This is a genomic window from Marinobacter zhejiangensis, assembly GCF_900114775.1.
Classification (GTDB): domain Bacteria; phylum Pseudomonadota; class Gammaproteobacteria; order Pseudomonadales; family Oleiphilaceae; genus Marinobacter; species Marinobacter zhejiangensis.
Window position 1 is genome coordinate 37,586 of record NZ_FOUE01000005.1, and the last position, 23,124, is coordinate 60,709.

General features: G+C 58.1%; 19 protein-coding genes. 5 read left to right on the top strand and 14 right to left on the bottom strand.

Annotated features, from left to right (window positions below; all coding sequences use genetic code 11):
* Complete coding sequence (locus tag BMZ67_RS15135; protein ID WP_092024248.1) at positions 1 to 921, top strand: LysR family transcriptional regulator; 921 nt, start codon at positions 1 to 3, stop codon at positions 919 to 921.
* 100 nt (positions 922 to 1,021) lie between these two features.
* On the top strand, positions 1,022 to 2,551 hold the full coding sequence (locus tag BMZ67_RS15140; RefSeq protein WP_092024250.1) for a WS/DGAT/MGAT family O-acyltransferase: 1,530 nt from the start codon (positions 1,022 to 1,024) through the stop codon (positions 2,549 to 2,551).
* Between the two features lie 34 nt (positions 2,552 to 2,585).
* On the opposite strand, the gene BMZ67_RS15145 is transcribed toward BMZ67_RS15140, so the two are convergent.
* Positions 2,586 to 3,119: a DUF2057 family protein gene (locus tag BMZ67_RS15145; protein ID WP_245750011.1), complete on the bottom strand. Its 534-nt coding sequence runs from the start codon at positions 3,117 to 3,119 to the stop codon at positions 2,586 to 2,588.
* A gap of 423 nt (positions 3,120 to 3,542) precedes the next feature.
* Between BMZ67_RS15145 and BMZ67_RS15150 the strand changes: the two genes are divergently transcribed.
* Positions 3,543 to 3,746 (top strand): DUF6316 family protein, encoded by a 204-nt coding sequence (locus BMZ67_RS15150; protein ID WP_092024254.1) that lies wholly within the window; start codon positions 3,543 to 3,545, stop codon positions 3,744 to 3,746.
* A 24-nt stretch (positions 3,747 to 3,770) separates the two neighbouring features.
* Here BMZ67_RS15150 and BMZ67_RS15155 read toward each other — a convergent pair whose 3' ends face one another.
* From BMZ67_RS15155 to glyA, 8 genes are all read right to left on the bottom strand, one after another.
* Positions 3,771 to 4,295: a phosphatidylglycerophosphatase A family protein gene (locus BMZ67_RS15155; RefSeq protein ID WP_092024256.1), complete on the bottom strand. Its 525-nt coding sequence runs from the start codon at positions 4,293 to 4,295 to the stop codon at positions 3,771 to 3,773.
* Complete coding sequence (gene thiL / locus BMZ67_RS15160) at positions 4,292 to 5,242, bottom strand: thiamine-phosphate kinase (RefSeq protein ID WP_092024258.1); 951 nt, start codon at positions 5,240 to 5,242, stop codon at positions 4,292 to 4,294. Before thiL ends, BMZ67_RS15155 begins: the two co-directional genes overlap by 4 nt.
* Positions 5,243 to 5,245: 3 nt before the next feature.
* On the bottom strand, positions 5,246 to 5,716 hold the full coding sequence (gene nusB, locus BMZ67_RS15165; RefSeq protein WP_092024260.1) for a transcription antitermination factor NusB: 471 nt from the start codon (positions 5,714 to 5,716) through the stop codon (positions 5,246 to 5,248).
* Entirely contained in the window at positions 5,716 to 6,192 is a 477-nt protein-coding gene (gene ribH, locus BMZ67_RS15170; protein ID WP_092024262.1) for a 6,7-dimethyl-8-ribityllumazine synthase, read from the bottom strand. The genes nusB and ribH overlap by 1 nt, the downstream gene beginning before the upstream one ends.
* 45 nt (positions 6,193 to 6,237) lie before the next feature.
* Positions 6,238 to 7,353 (bottom strand): bifunctional 3,4-dihydroxy-2-butanone-4-phosphate synthase/GTP cyclohydrolase II, encoded by a 1,116-nt coding sequence (ribBA, locus tag BMZ67_RS15175; RefSeq protein ID WP_092024264.1) that lies wholly within the window; start codon positions 7,351 to 7,353, stop codon positions 6,238 to 6,240.
* A 71-nt stretch (positions 7,354 to 7,424) separates the two neighbouring features.
* Positions 7,425 to 8,540 (bottom strand): bifunctional diaminohydroxyphosphoribosylaminopyrimidine deaminase/5-amino-6-(5-phosphoribosylamino)uracil reductase RibD, encoded by a 1,116-nt coding sequence (gene ribD / locus BMZ67_RS15180; RefSeq protein WP_092024266.1) that lies wholly within the window; start codon positions 8,538 to 8,540, stop codon positions 7,425 to 7,427.
* A complete protein-coding gene (gene nrdR / locus BMZ67_RS15185; RefSeq protein ID WP_092024268.1) occupies positions 8,537 to 9,070 on the bottom strand; it encodes a transcriptional regulator NrdR in 534 nt (177 codons plus the stop codon). Before nrdR ends, ribD begins: the two co-directional genes overlap by 4 nt.
* A 60-nt stretch (positions 9,071 to 9,130) precedes the next feature.
* Complete coding sequence (glyA, locus tag BMZ67_RS15190; RefSeq protein ID WP_092024270.1) at positions 9,131 to 10,387, bottom strand: serine hydroxymethyltransferase; 1,257 nt, start codon at positions 10,385 to 10,387, stop codon at positions 9,131 to 9,133.
* 339 nt (positions 10,388 to 10,726) lie between these two features.
* Here glyA and ettA point away from each other — a divergent pair, with 339 nt between their 5' ends.
* Both ettA and radA read left to right on the top strand, forming a co-directional pair.
* Positions 10,727 to 12,388, top strand: a complete 1,662-nt coding sequence (gene ettA / locus BMZ67_RS15195) for an energy-dependent translational throttle protein EttA (protein ID WP_092024272.1) — start codon at positions 10,727 to 10,729, stop codon at positions 12,386 to 12,388.
* Positions 12,389 to 12,391: 3 nt separating this feature from the next.
* Positions 12,392 to 13,768: a DNA repair protein RadA gene (gene radA, locus BMZ67_RS15200; protein ID WP_092024274.1), complete on the top strand. Its 1,377-nt coding sequence runs from the start codon at positions 12,392 to 12,394 to the stop codon at positions 13,766 to 13,768.
* Positions 13,769 to 13,783: 15 nt separating this feature from the next.
* Here the strand turns inward: radA and BMZ67_RS15205 are convergent, their stop codons facing one another.
* The 5 genes from BMZ67_RS15205 to BMZ67_RS15225 form a co-directional block, all read right to left on the bottom strand.
* Positions 13,784 to 14,155 carry a PilZ domain-containing protein gene (locus tag BMZ67_RS15205; protein WP_092024276.1) on the bottom strand — a complete coding sequence of 124 codons (372 nt, stop codon included), beginning with the start codon at positions 14,153 to 14,155 and terminating at the stop codon, positions 13,784 to 13,786.
* 81 nt (positions 14,156 to 14,236) lie between these two features.
* A complete protein-coding gene (gene hemE, locus BMZ67_RS15210) occupies positions 14,237 to 15,301 on the bottom strand; it encodes a uroporphyrinogen decarboxylase (protein ID WP_092024278.1) in 1,065 nt (354 codons plus the stop codon).
* Positions 15,302 to 15,444: 143 nt separating this feature from the next.
* Positions 15,445 to 16,863 carry an FAD-dependent oxidoreductase gene (locus BMZ67_RS15215; protein ID WP_092025544.1) on the bottom strand — a complete coding sequence of 473 codons (1,419 nt, stop codon included), beginning with the start codon at positions 16,861 to 16,863 and terminating at the stop codon, positions 15,445 to 15,447.
* A gap of 75 nt (positions 16,864 to 16,938) precedes the next feature.
* Positions 16,939 to 21,387 (bottom strand): glutamate synthase large subunit, encoded by a 4,449-nt coding sequence (gene gltB / locus BMZ67_RS15220; RefSeq protein ID WP_092024280.1) that lies wholly within the window; start codon positions 21,385 to 21,387, stop codon positions 16,939 to 16,941.
* Between the two features lie 222 nt (positions 21,388 to 21,609).
* Positions 21,610 to 23,103 carry an AAA family ATPase gene (locus tag BMZ67_RS15225; protein WP_245750012.1) on the bottom strand — a complete coding sequence of 498 codons (1,494 nt, stop codon included), beginning with the start codon at positions 23,101 to 23,103 and terminating at the stop codon, positions 21,610 to 21,612.
* Positions 23,104 to 23,124 lie beyond the last annotated feature (21 nt).

Consider the following 23,124-nt stretch of genomic DNA (forward strand, 5'->3'; position numbering starts at 1 on the left):
ATGCACAGCGAAATAACCATTGATGCCCTCAAGGTGCTGGATGCCATTGACCGCAAGGGCAGCTTTGCCGGGGCGGCCAATGAGCTGTTCAGAGTCCCTTCCGCCATCAGTTACACCGTTCAGAAACTGGAAGAGGACCTGAATGTCAGCACTTTCGACCGAAGCGGACACCGCGCCACCCTGACGCCTGCGGGACGATACCTGCTAGAAGAGGGGCGAAGCTTGCTGGAGGCCGCCCGGAACCTCGCTCACACCACACGGCAGGTTGCCCAAGGCTGGGAAACCCGGCTAAAAATTGCAGTCAACTCGTTGGTGCCGTTACAGGCCCTATTCCCGGCCATCAAAGCATTCTACGAACTCGGTGTGCCTGTCGATGTGCAACTGATTGAGGAAGTCTTTGCTGGCACTTGGGATGCCTTGCAAAGCCGTCGTGCCGACCTGGTGGTTGGTGCCGACCAGTTCAGCAAACCCGCCGGCAACTTCACCACCAAGAAACTTGGAAACATGCCGTTTGTTTACGCGGTCGCGCCTGAGCATCCCTTAACCCAGGTACCCCAACCCCTAACCGAAGAAGATATACAGCAGTACCCCGCCGCTGTGGCCGCAGACACATCTCGTCGCCTGCCCGTTGGGACCGCTGGCATTTTTAGCCGGCAAAAAACCCTGACCGTTTCCAACCTTGATCAGAAAATCGCCGTGCAGGAAGCCGGGCTCGGTGTTGGCTGGCTACCGGTAGCCCGCGTACGCACACAACTGGACGACGGTCGACTAATCCCCCTCGAGGTTAAGGACACACGCCAGAACGTCGAGCTCTTCCTCGCCCGCCATAGCGAAGACCGGGGCAAGGCACTCATGTGGTTCTGGGAGTGCCTGGGGGAAGACCCCCATCTGCAAAAGCACATCACCGGCGAATACCCCTGAAGGTGTCGAGAACAACCAATGAACAGCGGCGAATGAGCCAACCGGGGGCCTGCTTCCCCGGTTTATAATGCAGCCAAACAACGCTAACAGGAGCCCATTGATGAGGCAGCTATCGGAGCTGGATGCTTCGTTTCTCTACCTGGAGTCGGTTACCGCCCCCATGCATATCGGCGGAGTCTACCTGTTTGATGCTCGTGACCGCGATGAACCGCTTGCGTTCAGCACTTTTGTGGCCTATTTGCAGAGCCGCCTCCACGTCATCCCTCTTTTTCGGCAAACGCTAAGGGAGATCCCCTTGCGCCTAGGCCTCCCCTATTGGGTGGACGACACAGAATTCAACCTGGATCGTCACCTGGCGTATGTCAGCCTCGGCGGCCAGGGTGAGCAAGATACCCTGCGCGGCCTCGCCGCACGTATTCTTGAGGAACCCCTGAAGCGCGACCGTCCGCTCTGGCACATCACCTTTGTGGACGGATTCCGTTACGATCCGGACGACCCAGCCAGCACCGGTTTCGCCCTTATCATCAAGCTTCACCACGCAGCTATTGATGCCTTCAGCGGCGAGGAGATCATCGGCAAGCTCCTCGAATACAGCCCCGACCCCAGCCCCATCTCTCCCCCCCAGCCCTGGGAGCCCGGACCTGCGCCTTCGGAAGAAAGAGTCTATCTGCAGACTGGCGTCAACCTGGTTCGCAAGCCGTTCCAGATTGCCAACCTGGCGATCAACGCCGCCGAAGCAACAGCGCGGGGTTTGATCCAGAAGCACCTGCACAAACTGCCATTGCCGTTCCCGCTGTTTTCTGCGCCGCATAGCCCTTTTAACCGGCAAATCACAGCAAACAGAAAAATCATCTCTACAACGGTGTCCCTCGCAAGACTCAAGGCGATCAAAGCCAGCCTTGGAGACGTTACACTCAATGACGTGGTGCTGGGGCTTTGCGCCGAGACCCTGCGACGCTATATGGAAAACTGCAATGCCGACGTCACCCGGTCACTGGTTGCCATGACGCCGATTTCTGTCCGCTCCAAGAGCCTGCGGCGCTCTACCGGAAACCAGATGTCTGCCATGCTCCTGAACCTCGCCACCGACGAGGCCGATCCGGCGAAGCGAATCAAGAAGATTCACTGGAACGCAGTTGCCTCCGAGCCTTACCAAGAAGCCATTGCCGCAGATCGCCTTACGGAGTTGCTACCAACCAACCTGCTGGCACTGTCCGCACGACTCTACTCGGAACTCCAGATCGCTCAACGCTACCAGCCCGTGTTCAATGTGCCGATCACCAACGTACCCGGACCTCAGGTTCCCCTATATCTACAAGGCGCGAAACTGAAGTCCCAGTACAATACGGCACCACTGTTTGACAGCATGGGGCTGGTCATCGTCGCGGTCAGCTACCAAGGAAGCCTGACGGTGAACTTTACGTTATGCCCGGATGTGGTTCCGGGTGGGGAGTCGCTAGGCCCGCTCCTGCAGGAGAGTTTGACCAGCATCGAGTCGGCAGCGGCAGAGCTACCATCAGACAGGCAGATAACAGAGACACACAACGAGCCACAACCAACGCTGACAGAAGATGCACTGACTCTGATAGAAGGGATTTTGAAGAAGACTGTGCAACGATTCAGGGGCTGAACCACCCCTGAATCGTCATCACGGGTGTGAAGGGTTACTGAAAGGCCCAGCGCAGGAATTCACGCTTCTCATCGGCGCTTGCACGCTCCCACAGCACCTTAAGACCATCAAGAGCATTCAGGTCTCCACCAGGAACCATGGGCACGACAGGAACACTTCCCGGCATGCCAGACACACCCGTTGTCGCAACAGCGTCAACAGGCTCACGATAGGCTTCAGAACTGGCTACAATCCGCCCGCTGCCATCTGCCAGCTGTGCTCTAAAGTTCTGAGCCATCGCTTCTGCTTCACGATAATTCTGCGGTTCAGGCAGGACGAAGCTGTACTCTTCCCCTGCACGCACATCCAGAACAAACTGCTGAGGGCCTGACTCCACGATATTGACCTTAGACTCGCCTCTCTCAACAGCCGTGTTCTTGCTCCAAATGGTCTTGTACTGGAAAACGATCACGTTCTGGCCCGGCAGCAGCTCATAGTCCAGCGCTAAATCTTCAAGCAGAAAATTCCCGACATCATGACCATTGACCTCAACCACCTCAATTTGGCCAGGCGCTTTCAGAATGGCCAACTGCGATGCATCGACATCGCCACCTTCCCAGGTCTGAACCCGCTTTAATGTGCTGCTACACCCACTTAGAGCAGTCATAACGACAGCGATGAAAACAAGGGCATACCCGCGGATGCCAGCAGGCGACGTCCCGTAACGATTCCTTTGGTGCATTGGAAGCCTCTGTAATGTGTGTCAAAAGCAGGGGGCTAATCATAGGTTCCCCGGCCCAGCATTCTGACGACCGGCGCCCGCCAGCGCAAGGACTGCCGGCGATGGAAACACCGAGGGGCCACAAAACGGCACCCTGCAAAACGTAACGAAACGTAAAAAAAGTTTAATTTCTGTAAGATTTGATTTAATTTTAAACAAATCGGCTAACAGAGTTTTCGCACTGCCCACCGACAACAACCAATAATAATCTTGCCGGGCACAGGAGGCCTAATGGACATTCAGCATCGGACCGGGGAAGACGGCCCCGTTCCATTTCGAAGCAGCCGTTTTTTCTGCGTGGGGAGCAAGTGGTACTTCACAACCCGGGAAGGCTTTGACAGTGGCCCGTTTGCCTCACGGCAGCGTGCTGAAGTTGGCCTCAAACGGTTTCTGAGCGTTGTTCGCCTGCTGCCAGCGGAAGCACAGGTGCATTAACGATTCAGGTAGCTGCAGCGTTAGCTACAACCACCCTGCCGGCAACCACAGCATCGCCAGGTAGTAGACTCCTAGTGCCATAACGCCCGCCAGTATATCGTCAAACATGATTCCCGCCCCCCCGGGCATGTGACGATCAAACCAACGAATCGGCCAAGGCTTCAGAATATCGAACACACGAAACAACAAAAACGCCAGCACAATGCCCACGACACCCGCTGTCGGCTGGAACAACCCCAGGGCAATCCACATGCCGACAAACTCATCCCAGACAATTCCACCGTGATCATGGACGCCCAAGTCCCTGGCGGTACGTCCACACAGCCAGATTCCAATAACCGAGGCCAGTGCCACCACCAGCCAGTAGGCCCAGGGTGGCACCCAGAAAAACAGCGCCCAAACCGGAATCGCAGCGAGGCTGCCCCAGGTACCTGGCGCAACCCTGGCCGCACCGCTGCCCAATCCAAACGCCAATAGGTGAATCGGGTCGCGCAAAAACCCCTTCGGCAAGGCTTGGTCCTTCAGCGCTGAAACGTCACTTCCTGTCATTGAACCTCTCCAAAATGGTCATACCCACCAGTACCATTGAGGTCTTCCCCATGGTCCATACGCACACCATGCCCGACAACAACAGTTCCAATCACCGTCAACTGGCACTTCACCGTCTCGGCAAGGGACCGCCAGGACTGTGGTGGCATAGTGACACACAGTTCGTAGTCATCCCCGGCGACAACGGCCGCACGCAACCCGCCACGACCCATCATCCGACAAAGGCTCTCGGACATCGGTATCAAGTCAGCATCAAGCTGGGCGCCCACACCGGAAGCGTCAAGGATATGGCCAAGGTCAGCCAACAGCCCGTCCGATACGTCGATAACTGCTGAGGCAAGCCCGCGAAGCGCCTTCCCGAGCTCCAGACGAGGGCTGGGAAAATGGTAGCGGTTCAACAGCACGGCAACATCGGGCGAAGGATCAGGGTGGTCAAGAAATTTCAGGGCCGCCCCGGCATCGCCGACGCTACCAGACACGCACACCAAGTCCCCCGGTTGAGCGCCTGACCGCAACAGAGCTTGCCCTGCGGGCACGCTGCCATGGACCTGAATCGACAGCGTCAGTGGCCCCCGGGTTGTATCTCCCCCGGCGAGCGCAATACCAAAGGACTTTGCGGCGGCTCCCAGCCCCTTTGCAAAGGCTTCCAGCCACTCCCGCCGAGCCTCGGGCAGCGTCAGCGCCAGCGTAAAACACTCTGGATCCGCCCCCATCGCGGCCAGATCACTGACGGCGACCGCCAGTGAGCGCCAACCCAGCTTTTCGGCATCGTAGTTTTTGGGGAAGTGGACACCTTCAACCAAGGTGTCGATGGAAAATACCAGCTCCCGACCAGGCGCCAGACGTTGGATTGCACAGTCGTCCCCTGGCCCTAACAACAATGCCGCTGAACCGGATTGACCGGCCAGCGGCATGAAGATCTGACGAATCAGCTCAAATTCACCCATCACTCACCGTGAACGGGTTTCAGCAAGCCGCAAACGTCCACTCAACTTGTCGAGGAGGCTGTTGACGAACTTATGGCCTTCAGTACCGCCAAAGCGCTTGGCCATTTCAATGCCTTCGTTAATCACCACCTTGTATGGCACATCAATCCGGTGCTTCAGCTCATAGGCACCCAGACGGACGATCGCCAGTTCAATGGCGTCCACTTCCTTGATGGGACGGTCCAGGAACGGCTCAATCAGCTTGTCGAGCTCGTCTTGCTCACGGTGAACACCACGGAGCAAGTCACGGAAATAGGCGGTATCGACGTTACTCATGTCGTTATCAACCATAAACTCCGCTTCGATATCAGTCACCGGCGTCTTACTGAAGTGGCGCTGGTAAAGTGCCTGCATCGCGAGTGCACGGGCCCGACGACGTTCTCCAGGCTTTGGCTGGCCGGCAGGTTTGGCGGCGGTATCGTCAGTGGTGCTCATTACTCACCCAGCTTGTTGAACAGGCTGACCATCTCCAGAGCGGTAATCGCAGCTTCCGCACCTTTGTTCCCGGCCTTGGTTCCAGAACGCTCAATGGCCTGCTCAATGGAATCGACGGTGAGCACACCGAAGGCAACCGGTACGTCGGTATCGAGGCTCACGGCACCCAGACCACTGGAGGCCTCGCCAGCGACATAGTCAAAATGCGGAGTACCGCCGCGGATAACCGCACCCAGCGCAATGATCGCATCGTAGTTGCCAGTTTCAGCCACACGCTTGACCGCCAGCGGCATTTCGTAGGCACCGGGCACCCGTACCACCAGGATATCGTCTTCAGGGATACCGTGGCGGAGCAACGTATCAATCGCACCATCAACCAGGCTTTCAACGACAAACTCGTTGAACCGACCAACCACCAGGGCGTAACGGCCGGAGCACTGAGTAAAATCACCTTCCAGAATATTGATCTCTGCCATGTTTGGCTCCTGTCATGGCCCCGTATCGAACAGGGCCGGTTTTAGTCAGTTTGGGTTATAAGGAACGTATTCCACAACTTCCAGATCAAATCCGGAGATCGCTGAAAACTTGATGGGTGCACTCAGCAGGCGCATTTTGCCAACCCCGATGTCCTTCAAAATCTGCGAACCGGTGCCGACGGTAAAGTAGACACCGGAGCGGCCTTTGACCGCAGGAGAACTGCCTCCGCCGAAGAATTCGTGGATGCGGTCCTCGAGCTCGTAGCTGTCCTCTGCACTATTCAGCAGAACCACCACGCCACAGCCGGATTCCGACACCGCTTTCAGAGCATGGTGCAGCGGCCAGCTACGCGAGCCTTCGCGCCGGGCTCCCAATAGGTCCCGCAGGGTATCGGTGATATGCACCCGCACCATCGCAGGCTCATCGGCGGAGATATCCCCCTTCACCATGGCCAGATGGGTCGCGCCCTGAATGCTATCGTGGTAGGTACGGAGGTTGAATACGCCAAACTCCGTATCCAGGTCGTATTGCTCCACGCACTCAATCGTCCGCTCATTGGTCGTACGATAATGAATCAGGTCTGCAATGGTGCCAATCTTGAGGTTATGTGTCTCGGCAAACGCTTCCAGGTCTTCCCGCCGGGCCATGGAACCGTCATCGTTCATGATCTCGCAGATAACACCAGCCGGCTCAACGCCAGCCAGGGCAGCCAGGTCGCAGGAGGCTTCGGTGTGCCCAGCACGACTGAGTACCCCACCGGGGTCGGACATCAATGGGAAAATATGGCCAGGCTGGACCAGATCACTGGCTTTGGCATCCCTGGCAACGGCAGCTTGAACGGTACGGGCCCGGTCAGCCGCAGAAATGCCGGTTGTCACACCTTCTGCCGCCTCGATGGACAGGGTGAACTTGGTACCAAATCCAGAGGCATTTTTCTGGACCATCAATGGCAGCCCCAGCTGCTCACAACGGTTCCGTGTCATCGGCATACAGATCAGGCCACGGCCATATTTGGCCATGAAGTTGATGGCCTCGGCATCGCAGAATTCTGCCGCCATCACCAGGTCACCCTCATTTTCCCGATCTTCGTCATCCATCAGGATGACCATCTTGCCCTGACGAATATCCTCAATGATGTCTTCAATGCTGTTCAGTGCCATGCTGTTTGCACCCTTTCGTCCAACTGGCGTGACTTATCTTTGCCAGCAGCCGTGTATTTAAGTCAAATCGTTCAGGCCAGCGTCAGAATCAGGCGCTGGTCAGCACCCACCTGGCGCCGGTCACGTACTTGCCAGTGTACTTTATTCGCCATGCTTTCCAGTGGCAGGTGCGCTGTTGGGCGCCCGGTGCTGCCAAGAAAAACCGGCGCCTGATAGAGCCAGAGCTCATCAAGCAACTGTTCGCTGATGAAGGTCCCAGCCAAGGTCGGCCCCGCTTCTACCAGCAGTTCGTTGATGCCCAGCTCACCCAGCGCATCCAGCGCTTCGCCAAGATCAATTCCATTATCCTTCCAGCCCACACCACTGACGCTCACCCCCAGTGCCGCCAGGTCCTGAGCCGGTGTCGTCGGCAAAGTTTCCGACGCGCAGAATATCCGGATATGACCGCCACGCAGAATCTTGGCGGTGGTGGGTGTGCGCGCATCCCGATCGGCGATCACCCGTAACGGTTGCCTGGCCGGATCGGTGGCTTCACCAATATCGCCCAATTCAGCACGCCGGACCGTCAGGGATGGATCATCGCTCAGTACGGTACCGACGCCCGTCAGTATGGCATCACTCATGGCCCTCAGGCGCTGCACATCCTGACGCGCCTCGGGTCCGGTAATCCACTGGCTCTCACCAGAGGCCATGGCAGTCCGCCCATCCAGGCTGGCGGCCATTTTGACACGCACATAAGGGCGGCCGGTGCGCATCCGTTTCATAAATCCGGGGTTCAGTGCCTGCGCCTCATCAGCCAGCACACCCTCAACCACCTCGATACCCGCCTCTCGCAGCTGGTCAAGGCCACGACCGGATACCGCCGGGTTGGGATCCGTTGAACCAACAACCACACGGGAAACCCCTGCTTCAATCAATGCGCGGGCACACGGCGGCGTGCGTCCGAAATGACTGCAGGGTTCGAGGGTAACGTACGCGGTCGCACCACGTGCATCTGCGCCAGCCTGGCTCAAGGCGTGAACTTCGGCATGAGCCTCACCGGCGCGTTCATGCCAGCCTTCCCCGACAACGTCACCATCCCGGACGATGACACAGCCCACACGGGGATTGGGGTGCGTGGAATATCGGCCACGCCATGCCAGTTGAATGGCCCGGGCCATGATCCGGGTATCGAATTCGCTACTCATGCCTTGCCTTTGGCTGGCACAGTTTTCCCTTCTCCAGCCAGAGCCTTGGCGACGTCCACCGGGTCCGGGCTGTCGTTACCGTTGACTGACAGGCGTTCGATCTCTTCCTTGAATTCGTTGATGTCCTGAAAACTGCGGTAAACCGAGGCAAATCGCACGTAGGCGACCTTGTCCAACTGACGCAACTCGGTCATAACCTCTTCACCCAGCTGCATGGACTTCACTTCCCGCTCACCTGCGGCCCGCAACCGGAACTTGATGCGGTTTAGCGCTGCTTCAATTTCCTCAATGCTGACCGGGCGCTTTTCCAAAGCCTTCATGATACCGGAGCGCAACTTCTCCTCATCAAACGGCTGGCGGCTGCCATCCTGCTTGACGACTCTGGGCATCACCAGCTCGGCGCTCTCGAAGGTGGTAAAGCGCTCCCTGCAGGACAGGCATTCCCGTCTGCGGCGCACCTGATCCCCTTCCGCCACGAGGCGGGAATCAATGACCTTGGTATCGGCTTCACCACAGAACGGACAATGCATGTTTTGGAACTCCCTCAAGGGCCGGGCGTCACCTCAGGTGGCCGCCCAGGAGGTAAAAGCTTAGGCAGCGTACACCGGGAAACGCTTACACAGGGCTTCCACCTGCTCACGCACCCGGCTATTCACCGCGTCGTCTTCCAGGTTATCGAGGATATCGCACATCCAGCCTGCCAATTCGCGACACTCGGCTTCACCGAAACCACGAGTGGTCACTGCAGGGGTACCTACACGCAGGCCTGAGGTGACGAACGGAGAACGTGGATCGTTCGGAACCGCATTCTTGTTGACCGTGATGTTGGCGCGGCCCAGGGCGGCGTCCGCATCTTTACCGGTGATGTCCTGCTTGATCAGGCTGACCAGGAACAGGTGGTTGGTGGTACCACCGGAAACAACGTCATACCCACGATCAACGAATACATTGGCCATGGCAGCAGCGTTTTTCACAACCTGCTGCTGGTAGGTTTTGAACTCGTCGCTCATGGCTTCCTTGAAGCAGATCGCCTTGGCAGCAATCACGTGCATCAAGGGGCCACCCTGGCCACCAGGGAATACCGCTGAGTTCAGTTTCTTCTGAATGTCTTCGTCGTCACACGCCAGGATCAGGCCGCCACGGGGGCCACGCAGGGTTTTGTGAGTGGTGGTGGTGACCACATGCGCGTGAGGCACAGGGTCCGGGTATACGCCAGCCGCCACCAGGCCTGCCACGTGTGCCATGTCTACGAACAGGTAGGCGCCAACCTTGTCCGCAATTTCGCGGAAACGAGCAAAGTCGAGGGCCTGGGAGTAGGCAGAGAAGCCCGCAATGATCATCTTGGGCTTGTGCTCAACCGCCAGCGCTTCCACTTCGTTGTAGTCGATCAGTCCGGTTTCCGGGTTCAGGCCATACTGAACCGCGTTATAGATCTTGCCGGAGAAGTTAACGCTGGCACCGTGGGTCAGGTGTCCACCGTGGGCAAGGCTCATACCCAGTACAGTGTCGCCCGGCTTGACCAGCGCCATGAAGACCGCTGAGTTGGCCTGGGAACCGGAGTGGGGCTGAACGTTCGCGTAGGCGGCACCAAACAGTTCCTTGGCGCGATCAATCGCCAGCTGCTCTGCCACATCCACATATTCACAACCACCGTAGTAACGCTTGCCGGGATAGCCTTCCGCGTACTTGTTGGTGAGGTCGCTGCCCTGGGCTTCCATAACCCGCGGGCTGGTGTAGTTCTCGGACGCGATCAGCTCGATATGGGTTTCCTGACGTTTGCTTTCCGCCTGCATGGCGTTCCAGAGCTCGTCGTCAAAGCCGGCGATTTTCATTTCACGATTAAACATGGATGCGCTGCCCCTGTAGTGCTGCGTCTGCCCAGCAGACCTAGTTAGAAAGCGGGTCGGGAACCGCAAATGCCGGCGGGTTTCAGCCCAGCGTCAGCTCCCGGAAAAAAGGCCGGACATTCTACCGTATTCCGGGGTGGAAAATCACCCTTTAGCCCTCAACAGGCACGGGCTCTGTCCCGGTGTTCCCGGATTGCTATAGCGGGGCGCTTTCGCTACCTTACATGCCTGATTGAACACTAGGTGCCTTCAACCACGTCAGGCTTCCGCCCTTCAACATTGGCAGAACCCACCCAGACGTCCGACCAAGGCCCCACAACCCAGAGGAAATCGCCAGCTATGGCTCAGTACGTATACACCATGAACCGCGTGGGCAAGGTTGTTCCCCCCAAGCGTGAAATCCTCAAGGACATCTCCCTGAGCTTTTTCCCGGGCGCCAAGATCGGCGTGCTCGGCCTCAACGGGGCCGGTAAATCGACCCTGCTTCGCATCATGGCCGGTGTTGACCAGGATTACATTGGCGAAGCCCGCCCCCAACCGGGCATCAAGGTCGGTTACCTGCCCCAGGAACCGCAGCTTGACGACAGCAAAACCGTCCGCGAAGTCGTTGATGAAGCGGTTTCCGGCGTTCACGACGCTCTCGCCGAACTGGACCAGGTCTATGCGGCCTATGCCGAGCCAGATGCTGACTTTGACGCCCTTGCCAAACGCCAGGGCGAGCTGGAGGCTTACATTCAGGCCAGCGAAGGCCACGACATCGAACGCAAGCTGGACGTCGCAGCAGATGCCCTGCGCCTGCCCGCCTGGGACGCCAAAGTTGGCAACCTGTCCGGCGGTGAGCGGCGCCGGGTAGCCCTATGCCGCCTGCTGCTGTCCAGCCCGGACATGCTGCTGCTGGACGAGCCGACCAACCACCTGGATGCGGAATCCGTTGCGTGGCTGGAGCGTTTCCTCCACGACTACACCGGCACCGTGGTCGCCATTACCCACGACCGCTACTTCCTCGACAATGTCGCCGGCTGGATACTGGAACTCGACCGTGGCCACGGCATTCCCTACGAAGGCAACTACAGTAATTGGCTGGAAGCCAAGGAGAAGCGCCTGGAGATCGAAGCCAAGCAGGAAGCCGCTCACCAGAAAGCCATCAAACACGAACTGGAATGGGTGCGCTCCAATGCCAAGGGCCGTCAGTCCAAGAGCAAGGCCCGCTTGGCACGCTTCGAGGAAATGAGTTCCCAGGAATTCCAGAAACGCAACGAAACCAATGAACTCTACATCCCACCCGGACCTCGTCTGGGCGACAATGTCATCGATGTAGATAACATCAGCAAGTCCTTCGGCGACCGACTGCTCTATGAAAACGTCTCCCTGCGGGTACCGCCGGGTGCGATTGTCGGCATCATCGGGGGCAACGGCGCCGGTAAGTCCACCCTCTTCCGGATGATTGCCGGCAAGGACCAGCCGGATTCCGGCACCATCACCGTGGGCGAAACCGTTGAACTGGCTTTCGTCGACCAGATGCGAGACCTCGACGGCAGCAAGACCGTGTGGGAGGAGCTGAGCGACGGCCAGGACATCATCAAGGTCGGCAACTACGAAACGCCTTCCCGGGCTTATGTGGGCCGGTTCAACTTCAAGGGCACCGACCAGCAGAAGCTGGTGGGCAACCTCTCTGGCGGGGAACGCAACCGACTTCACCTGGCCAAGCTGCTGAAAGAGGGCGGCAACGTGCTGTTGCTTGACGAACCCACCAACGACCTCGACGTAGAAACCCTGCGCGCGCTGGAAGAAGCCCTTCTGAACTTCCCCGGCGCCGCCCTGGTCATTTCGCACGACCGCTGGTTCCTCGACCGGGTCGCCACCCACATCCTGGCGTTCGAGGATGATGGTGAGGTGGTCTATTTCGAGGGCAACTTCAGCGAATACGATGAGGACCTCAAGAAGCGTAAAGGTGACTCCGCCATCGTGCCCAAGCGCATGAAGTACAAGAAGCTCGCCTGAGTCATGGCCAAAGCAAAGACGGCTTACGTCTGTACAGAGTGCGGTGCCGACTACTCCAAGTGGATGGGGCAGTGCACCGCCTGCCAGGCCTGGAACACCGTCAGCGAAGTACGGGGCATCTCCGGAAACGGCAAAGCCAGCCGGGGCGCCCGCTTCGACGGCTTTGCCGGCAGCCTGTCGTCGGTGCAAAGCCTGGACTCGGTCAGCCTTAGCGAGCAAAGCCGAATCAGCTCTGGCATGCAGGAGCTGGACCGGGTGCTCGGTGGCGGCCTGGTGGAAGGTTCTGCCATCCTGATGGGCGGACACCCGGGTGCCGGTAAAAGTACACTCCTGCTACAAACGGTTTGCCAACTTGCTGGCCAGTACCCCGCCCTGTATGTGACCGGTGAGGAATCACTGCAGCAGGTGGCCATGCGCGCCAAACGACTTGGGTTACCGACCGGGGATCTGAAGATCCTGTCGGAAACCAGCGTCGAGCGCATCGTCCAGATTGTCGAGACCGAAAAACCCCGCATCCTGGTGGTTGACAGTATTCAGGTCATGCACGTCAGCGACATTGAGTCAGCACCGGGCAGCGTCTCCCAGGTCCGGGAAAGCGCAGCGTTCCTGACTCGAATGGCGAAACAGACGGGCACGATCCTGTTCCTGGTCGGCCATGTCACCAAGGATGGCAGCCTTGCCGGCCCCAAGGTCCTGGAACACATGATCGACTGCTCGATCCTGCTTGAGGGCTCCAGCGACAGCCGCTACCGCACCCTCCGAGGGATCAAAAATCGCTTTGGTGCCGTGAACGAGCTCGGCGTCTTTGCCATGCTTGAACAGGGGCTAAAGGAAGTAAAAAATCCCAGCGCGATCTTTCTCAATCGCGGTGAAGAGGCGGCGCCCGGCAGCGTGGTCATGGTGGTGTGGGAAGGCACTCGCCCCATGCTGATCGAAATCCAGGCGCTGGTGGATGTGGCGCAGGGTGGTTACCCCCGCCGAGTGGCGGTTGGCCTGGACCAGAACCGGTTAGCCATGCTGTTGGCGGTGCTGCATCGCCATGGTGGCATGCATATAGCCGATCAGGACGTCTTCGTGAATGTCGTCGGCGGCGTCAAGGTCAACGAAACCAGTGCCGACCTGGCGCTACTGGCATCAATCGTTTCCTCGTTCAGGGATCGCGCCCTACCCCAGGATCTGGTCATCTTTGGTGAGGTTGGGCTCTCTGGGGAAATACGGCCGGTACCCAGCGGGCAGGAACGGGTTTACGAGGCTTCCAAGCACGGCTTTACCCGCGCACTGGTGCCCAAGGCCAACGTACCGCGAAAACCCATCGAAAACATGAAAGTGATCGCCGTCAGCAAACTGAGCGATGCGCTGCAGGCTCTGGACGATCTCTGAACCAGGAGACGCGGATCAGGACTCAATCAGGTGATTGAGTTCCCGCTCCAGCAATGCCGGCTCACCCAGATTCAATTCAACCAGACGCCTGAGGTGGGTGGCACTATCAAGGTCGATATACTGGCATTTGAAGCCGAGCTTTTCCCCTTCCACATGCCGCAAAGCCACTGCCATCACAATCGCAGCACCATGGCCATCCAGGTGAATCACCACCTCACACGGCTCATTTAGAGGCACATTCCACTCCTGGGGCAGCTTGACCAGCAACCCTTTCAGCGAAATATCCAAAACCTCTGTCGACCAAACCGCATCCTGCCAATGAATGTCACAGGGGGCATCAAACAGAATGCGGTGAAAGCGGCGTTTTTCCGACGAAGGGTGGGACAAGCAACGACTCCTGATTCACTTGGTCACAATTCAATGACTATAGCTGCCAGCACCGTCGCCTTCCATAGCAACCCTCGACATTCAGACGTGGTAGGCAGAACTCAGTTCAACCACCGCTTCGATAAAGGCACCTGCGTTGGCCGGATCAACATCGGGCGTGATGCCATGACCCAGGTTGAACACATGGCCACTGCCATTTCCGAAACGCGCGAGGATATCAGCCACTTCTTCGCGGATACGGGCCGGAGGGGCATACAGCATCGCGGGGTCCATGTTGCCCTGTAGGGCCACCCGGTCGCCAACACGCTGGCGAGCCTGGCCGATATCGGTGGTCCAGTCGAGGCCAAGCGCATCTGCGCCGGTATCCGCCATGGACTCCAGCCACTGTCCGCCATTCTTGGTAAACAGGATGACCGGAATCCGGCGACCTTCATGCTCGCGGATCAAACCATCAACGATCTGCTTCATGTAAGCCAGCGAGAACTCCTGGTAAGCCCAAGTGCTCAAGGCGCCGCCCCAGGTATCAAAGATCTGTACTGCCTGGGCACCCGCCCGAATCTGGCAGTTAAGGTAATCCGTAACCGCCGTCGCCAGTTTGGCCAGCAACTGATGCATGACCTCCGGCTGTGCGTACATCAGCTTCTTGGCTTCGCGGAAGTCCTTGGAAGAGCCTCCTTCGACCATGTAAGTTGCCAAGGTCCAGGGACTACCAGAGAAGCCAATCAGCGGCACCCGTCCATTGAGGGCGCGACGAATGGTAGAAACCGCATTCATGACGTAATCAAGGTCGACACTGGAATCAATTTCCGGCAGCGCCTGCACATCCGCCGCAGTGCGGACAGTCTGACGGAAACGGGGGCCTTCACCCGTTTCGAAGTACAACCCAAGACCAAGGGCGTCCGGGATGGTCAGGATGTCTGAAAACAGGATGGCAGCATCCAGTGGGTAACGCTCCAGTGGCTGGAGCGTTACTTCGCACGCCAGCTCAGCGTTCTTACAGAGGCTGAGGAAGTCACCTGCCTGGGCCCGGGTTGCGCGGTACTCCGGTAGATAGCGGCCCGCCTGACGCATCATCCAAACCGGCGTCCGATCTACCGGTTGGCGCAGCAGTGCCCGGAGAAAGCGGTCGTTCTTCAACTCAGTCATAGTCAATGTCTCGGTCATCAGATTAAGGCTGCAATGATAGCGTTTCTGCGCCAATAAAAAAGGGCGGAGCGCTTTTTGTGCGCTTCGCCCTTAGTCGCGTACCCGGAACAGGGTGACCCCGCTCCGGGTTGCTGCAGACGCCATTAAACGTCCAGGTAGTCCAACATCGCTTTTGCCGCTTCACGACCTTCCCAGATTGCAGTAACAACAAGGTCTGAACCACGGACCATATCGCCACCCGCAAAGATCTTGGGGTTGTTGGTCTGGAAGGCAAACTCACCGGCTTCCGGAGCAGTCACACGCCCGGAGTCGTCGGTCTTCACGCCCAGATCACCAAACCAGTCGGCTGGGCTCGGACGGAAGCCAAAGGCGACCAGAACCGCATCGGCAGGAATCACCTCCTCACTGCCCGGCACCACTTCCGGGCGCTGACGACCATTCTCATCCGGCTCACCAAGACGGGTCTGAACCACCTTCACACCCTCGACCTGATCTTCACCAATGATGGCGATCGGCTGACGGTTGAACAGGAACTTCACGCCCTCTTCCTTGGCGTTGGCCACTTCCCGGCGGGAACCCGGCATGTTCCCTTCGTCACGACGGTAGGCACAGGTCACACTTGAAGCCTGCTGGCGAATCGACGTACGGTTGCAGTCCATGGCGGTGTCACCACCACCCAGCACAACGACGCGCTTGCCTTTCATGTCGATGAACTCATCGGCCGACTTCTCGAAGCCCAGGCGACGGTTCACATTGGAAATCAGGAACGGCAACGCGTCGTACACGCCTGGCAAGTCTTCACCCGGGAAGCCGCCTTTCATGTAGTTGTACGTGCCCATGCCCATGAACACCGCATCATATTCATCAATGATGTCCTCGAGCATGACGTCCTTGCCGATCTCCGTCGACAGGCGGAACTCCACCCCCATTTCCTCAAAGACCTGACGCCGGCGACTCATGACCGACTTCTCAAGCTTGAATTCAGGGATTCCGAAGGTCAGCAGGCCACCGATTTCCGGGTAACGATCAAACACCACCGGCTTGACGCCGTTGCGAACCAGGACATCGGCACAGCCCAGCCCAGCCGGACCCGCACCAATCACCGCAACTTTTTTGTCACTCCACTGGACATTCGACATGTCCGGCTTCCAACCCAGCGCAAAGGCAGTATCGGTGATGTACTTTTCCACAGACCCGATGGTTACTGCCCCAAAACCATCGTTAAGGGTACACGCCCCTTCACAGAGCCGGTCCTGCGGACAAACACGGCCACAGACTTCCGGCAACGAGTTGGTCTGGTGGCACAACTCTGCAGCCTTCAGGATGTTGCCTTCGGAGACCAGCTTGAGCCAGTTCGGAATATAGTTGTGAACCGGGCACTTCCACTCACAATATGGGTTACCACAGGCCAGACAACGATGCGCCTGGGTGGACGCATCGTCCGGCTTGAACGGCTGATAGATTTCGCCGAATTCTTTCTTGCGCTTCTTGGCCGGCACCTTGGCCGGATCAACACGGCCAACCTCTACAAACTGGAAGTCGTTACTCAAACGTTCTTTCATCATGATGCTCTCATCATCTCAATTTCGATGGGGGCGCCTCGAACCCGGTCACCCCGTCCCTGTCTTTACGCCGAGTTATTCCGGGCGGGCTCGGGTACTGGCCAGAAGGCTCCGGAGGTTAGCCGCCTTGGGCTTAACCAACCAGAAACGACCAATGTAGTCATCGAAATTGTCAAGAATGTGGGCAGCCCACTCACTTTGGGTTTCAGCCACATGCTCACGGATCACGCTGCGCAGGTAGTTGCGATACGGCTCCATGTCCTCGCTGGAAATGCGCTGGATCTCCACCAGTTCGTGGTTGTAGCGGTCCACGAAGGTGTTGTGCTCATCCAGTACATAAGCGAAGCCGCCGGTCATGCCCGCGCCAAAGTTATGGCCGGTTGCGCCCAGCACGGTGACCAAACCGCCGGTCATGTATTCGCAGCAGTGATCACCAGCCCCTTCAACAACCGCATGGGCACCGGAGTTGCGAACCGCGAAGCGCTCACCCGCAGTTCCAGCTGCAAACAATTTACCGCCGGTTGCCCCATAGAGACAGGTGTTACCAGCAATCGAGGTCTCCTGGGTTTTGAAGCTGCTGCCTTTCGGAGGACGGATAACCAGCTTGCCACCGGTCATACCTTTACCAACATAATCGTTGGCATCGCCTTCAAGGTTCAGGTTCAAACCAGCAACGTTCCAGACCCCGAAGCTCTGGCCAGCCGTCCCGGTGAGTTCCAGCGTGATAGGCGCATCTGCCATCCCCTGGTCACCGTGGAGAGCAGCAATCTCACCAGACAGACGAGCGCCGATAGAGCGGTCGCAGTTGGTGACTTTATAGGACCAGGTACCACCGGCCTTGCTGGCGATTGCAGCGGCCATGTCAGCCACCATTTGCTCAGCCAGCTTACCCTCGTCAAATGGCACGTTACGCTCAACCTGACAGGTATGCGGCTTGTCTGCCGGCACATGATCATTGGACAGCAGCGGCATCAAGTCCAGCTTCTGCTGACGCGGGGTCTGGCCTGGCAGCATCTCCAGCAGGTCCACCCGACCCACCAGTTCCTCCAGGGTGCGAACACCCAGCCTGGCCATCCACTCACGGGTTTCTGCAGCAACAAACTTGAAGAAGTTCATCGCCATGTCCACCGTGCCCTTGAAATGCTCCTCCCGCAGATAATCATTCTGGGTCGCAACACCGGTGGCGCAGTTGTTCAGGTGACAGATACGCAGATATTTACAACCCAACGCAACCATCGGCGTGGTGCCAAAGCCAAAGCTCTCGGCACCGAGAATGGCCGCCTTGACCACGTCCAGACCGGTTTTGATACCACCGTCAGTCTGCAGCCGGATCTTGCCTCGCAGATCGTTGGAGCGCAGCGCCTGTTGAGCCTCACTCAGACCCAGCTCCCACGGGGAACCCGCATAGCGGATCGAGGTCAGTGGGCTGGCCGCGGTACCACCGTCGTAGCCGGAAATGGTAATAAGGTCCGCATAGGCTTTCGCCACACCAGCGGCGATCGTGCCAACACCGGGCTCAGAAACCAGCTTGACCGATACCAGTGCCTCCGGGTTGACCTGTTTGAGGTCAAAGATCAGCTGGGCGAGATCCTCAATGGAATAGATATCGTGATGAGGTGGCGGCGAAATCAGTGTTACGCCCGGCACGGAGTAGCGCAGGCGCGCGATCAGGTCGTTGACCTTACCACCCGGCAGCTGCCCCCCTTCCCCAGGCTTGGCGCCCTGGGCCACTTTGATCTGCATGACTTCCGCGCTACGCAGGTATTCTGCGGTCACACCGAAACGGCCAGAAGCCACCTGCTTGATCTTTGAACGGCGCTCAGTGCCATAGCGGGCAGAGTCTTCACCACCCTCACCGGAGTTAGAGCGCCCACCCAGTGTATTCATGGCAACCGCCAAAGCCTCATGGGCCTCTGGCGACAGTGCCCCGAGGGACATAGCCGCGGAGTCAAAGCGGGGGAAAATGGCTTCTACCGGCTCGACATCACTCAGGTCGACAGGCTGGATACCTTGACGGAAACCCAGAAGATCCCGAAGGGTTGCCACCGGACGCTCATTTACCAGAGCAGCGTATTCCTGATACTGCCCGTAATCACCACTGGTCACCGCATCCTGCAGGGTACGAACCACGTCCGGGTTAAAGGCGTGGTATTCCTCGCCATGGACATACTTCAACAGACCGCCCTGTGAAATCGGCTTGCGACGCTTCCAGGCAACCGCAGCGAGCGCTTCCTGATCTTGCTGGAAGTCGTAGAAGCCTGCGCCCTGGATGCGGCTGGCCACGCCCTTGAAACAGAGTTCAACCACTTCGTCAGAGAGACCAATCGCTTCGAACAACTGCGCACCGCGATAGGACGCGATGGTCGAGATGCCCATCTTCGACAGGATCTTCAGCAGCCCTTTGTTGATACCCTTGCGATAGTTGTTCTTCGCTTCGATCGGGTCCATCAGCACCTCACCGGTGCGGATCAGATCGTTCATAACCTGATAGGCAAGGTACGGATAGACCGCCGTTGCACCAAAACCGAACAGCACGGCAAACTGGTGAGGGTCACGGGCCCAGCCGGTTTCCACAATCAGGTTGGAATCGCAACGCAGGCCTTGCTCGACCAGGTGATGATGAACGGCAGCCGTCGCCATCACAGCGTTGACCGGCAGCTCGCCTTCAACCAGGTCCTTGTCGGAAAGGATCAGCAACACCTTGCCATTACGCACCGCCTGCGCGGCTTCATCACACACATTGCGAATGGCCTGTTCCAAACCGACTTCCGGTCGGTAGCTCAAGCGCAGGGTAGCCACCTCAAAACCCGGGCGTTCGTTATTGACGATCCTCAGGAACTTCGCAGGCGACAGTACGGGCGTGGACAGGATAATCCGGTTGGCGTGATCCGGCGTTTCCTCAAAAGCATTTCGCTCCGCCCCGAGACAGGTTTCCAGGGACATGACGATCGCTTCCCGCAGGGGATCGATCGGCGGGTTGGTTACCTGAGCGAATTTCTGACGGAAATAATCAGCAACATGGCGCACCCGGCTCGACAACACCGCCATTGGCGTGTCATCACCCATAGAGCCCACCGCTTCCTGACCACTCTCAGCGAGGGGGCGCAGCACCTGGTCACGCTCCTCGAAGGACACCATGAATGTCTTCTGGTGAACCAGCAACTCATCGGTTTCCATGAGTTTGAATTCAGGTGTGGCCTGGTTGAGGGTCGCCTCGACCCGCAAGCCATTTTCACGCAACCACTGCTTGTACGGCTGGGCGGTTTTCAGACGATCGTCGACATCTTTGGTGTGAAGAACTTCACCGGTCTCGGTATCGATGGCCAACATCTGGCCCGGCCCAACACGGCCCTTGGCAACGACGTCGTCAGGCTGGTAGCCGTAGGTGCCGATTTCGGAAGCCAGGGTAATGAAATCGTCTTTGGTAATGACCCAGCGCGCAGGGCGCAGACCGTTACGGTCGAGCATACAGACGGCATAACGACCATCGGACAGCACCAGGCCGGCCGGACCATCCCACGGTTCCATATGCATGGAGTTGTATTCGTAAAAGGCCCGCAGGTCGGAATCCATGGTATCCACGTTCTGCCAGGCTGGTGGGATCATCATCCGTGCCGCACGGAACAGGTCAACACCGCCGGCCAGCAGAATCTCCAGCATGTTATCCATGCTTGAGGAGTCTGATCCGGTCAGGTTAACGAGCGGCTGCAGGGTCTGCAGGTCCGGCAGCTCCGGTGAGCTGAACTTTGCCGCACGGGCTAACGCCCAGCTGCGGTTACCCTGGACAGTATTGATCTCACCATTGTGCGCCAGGTAGCGGAATGGCTGAGCCAGTGGCCAACGGGGCATGGTATTGGTGGAAAAGCGCTGGTGGAAAACACAGATCGCGGTTTCCAGCTCGGGATCACCCAGATCCTTGTAGAACGACGCCAGATCCGCTGGCATCATCAGCCCTTTGTAGGACAGAGTCCGGTGGGAAAGGCTGCAAATGTAGAAATCCTGGTCGTCCGCCATATCACGTTCGGCATAACGACGGCCGACAAACAGTGCAATCGCAAATTCGCGCTCGGTTTTACCCGCAGGTCCAACAAACACCTGCTCAATCCGAGGCAGGCAGTCCAGAGCCATCGGGCCCAGACACTCGCTATCGATGGGCACTTCCCGCCAGCCCATAACTTCCAGGCCCTGCTCTACCAGCCGTGCTTCAAGTGCAGCACGACCCGCCGCAGCTTTGTCCGCTTGCTGGCTCAGAAAAATCTGACCCACCGCAAACATGTCGCCAGGCTCCGTGCCAAAGGCGGCTTTTGCCGCCTTGCGCAAGAATGCGTCCGGGCTCTGAATCAGAAGGCCACAGCCATCGCCAGTCTTACCGTCTGCAGCAATACCACCTCGGTGGGTCATGCAGGTCAGCGACTCGATGGCAGTTTGCAACAACTTGTGACTCGCCTCGCCCTTCATGTGGGCGATAAGACCGAATCCACAGTTGTCCCTGAATTCATCGGGATGATACAAACCTGTCATCATAAGCGTTCTCTCGCGTATAAATGCTTTTCAATCAAAGAGTTAAGAATGGAAAACCCTAAAATAACCCTCTGACGCTGAAAATGGGGGCTGGCTATTTTACACACGTAGAAATACGTACTCAAATTTTGATGCAATTTGAGGGGCAATAAAACCTGCCTGAACGGCTGGCTTTGCCCTGATCAGGGCGCCCTGGAGGTTTTTTTGTTGGGCTTCAGGCGGGAATCAGATATCGGCCAGCTTCCGAATCCAGGGCTGAAGCCCCTCCAACCCTGCAGGCGGACGGGAAAGCGCGGAGCGCGCGGCTTCGTACCCGGAAAACTCACCAAAGAATACCACAAACCAGCCACGGCCATCCCGCAGGGTTCGAGTGTATCGTAGAGAAGGCACATCGCTGTGATCCTGCATAAACTGCAGTGCCGTACTTTCCTCATAACCAGCAATATACTGGGCGGTATAGCCGACTTTGCCACTGAGAATTGCGACAGGTACAAAGCGGTCTGGACGTCCGGGCTCGAATCCCTCGGAAGGCTCACTGACAGCCTCAGGCGACGCACTTTGGACGGACGGCGCTGGCGGCGAGTCGACGGTGGCAACTTTTGACACTGGCTCTGGCTCTGGCTCTGGCTCTGGCTCTGGCTCTGGCTCTGGCTCTGGCTCTGGCTCTGGCTCTGGCTCTGCAGAAGGGTCATCGATACTCGTTGAGAGCACAACCCCCGGCACACCATTGTCTACGTCAAGCTCCAGCGGGCTGCCCGGTCCCAACGTGATAGTAGCCCGTTCCGGCAGCTCTTCAACAGACGCTGCCCGCTGGGGAAGCACCTTGCCTTCGTCGTACTGCTCCGACACCAACCACCATGACAAAGCCAGCAGCAAAAACACCAGGCCAATCCCGCGTAGGACAGGAAAGGTCCCCGCCTTCTTGGCAGGAGAACCCTCAGCCAGACCTAGCCAAACCGCCGGAGCAACACGCTTCAAGCGCCCGAAGCTCCCCTGACTCAAACGATGGATGCGTTGCACCGTAGCGGGCCGGAGCAGGTCGCCCGTCTTCCCGCCAGCCTTGATGATGCGGGGTTCGAAATAGCCGACAATGTCTTGCGGGCTAAGCGGGTGCAACTGAATCTGGTGAACCCCGGCCTGCGTCAACGCATCGGTGAGTCCGAGCAGGTCCGCCAGCGACTCATTACCCGAAAATAATGGCACCGCCGCTGAGGGGGAATTGGCCGCCTGAAATGCAGCAACCATCAAACGAATCAACTCCGGGGGCGCCTGGTCCGCATTATCAATCAACAGAACAAGACGACGCCCTTTAGCGGTAGCCGCCTCACTCCAGCGGAAAAAACCATAGATCGCATCGCGAGCAGAACTGCCCGGCACCAGCTGCTGACGGGCGATGCTCAACAGTTTCTTCGCCAACGCCTGGGCGCTGGTCAGCGCAGCAGCGTCAAGGAAGTGAAAATTCAGGCGCGCCGACTCACTACGAACCAATTCAGCAAGCAGCCGCGTTTTACCGGCGCCCCGAGCCCCGGTAAGGAGCAGCGCAACATCACCGAACCCACACAGGTGGCGCAGAGATTCAAGGGCATGCTGACGCTGGGCTTCGGGAAAAAAGGGGCTTTCCATTGCCATCGGGTCTTCCCGAAGACCAAAGCGCTCCTGCAGACGAGGGAATAGCCCCCCGCTTTCCAGCCCTTCTCCCGGTGGATATGCCGCGTCCATTCAAACCCCGCCTGGTGACTG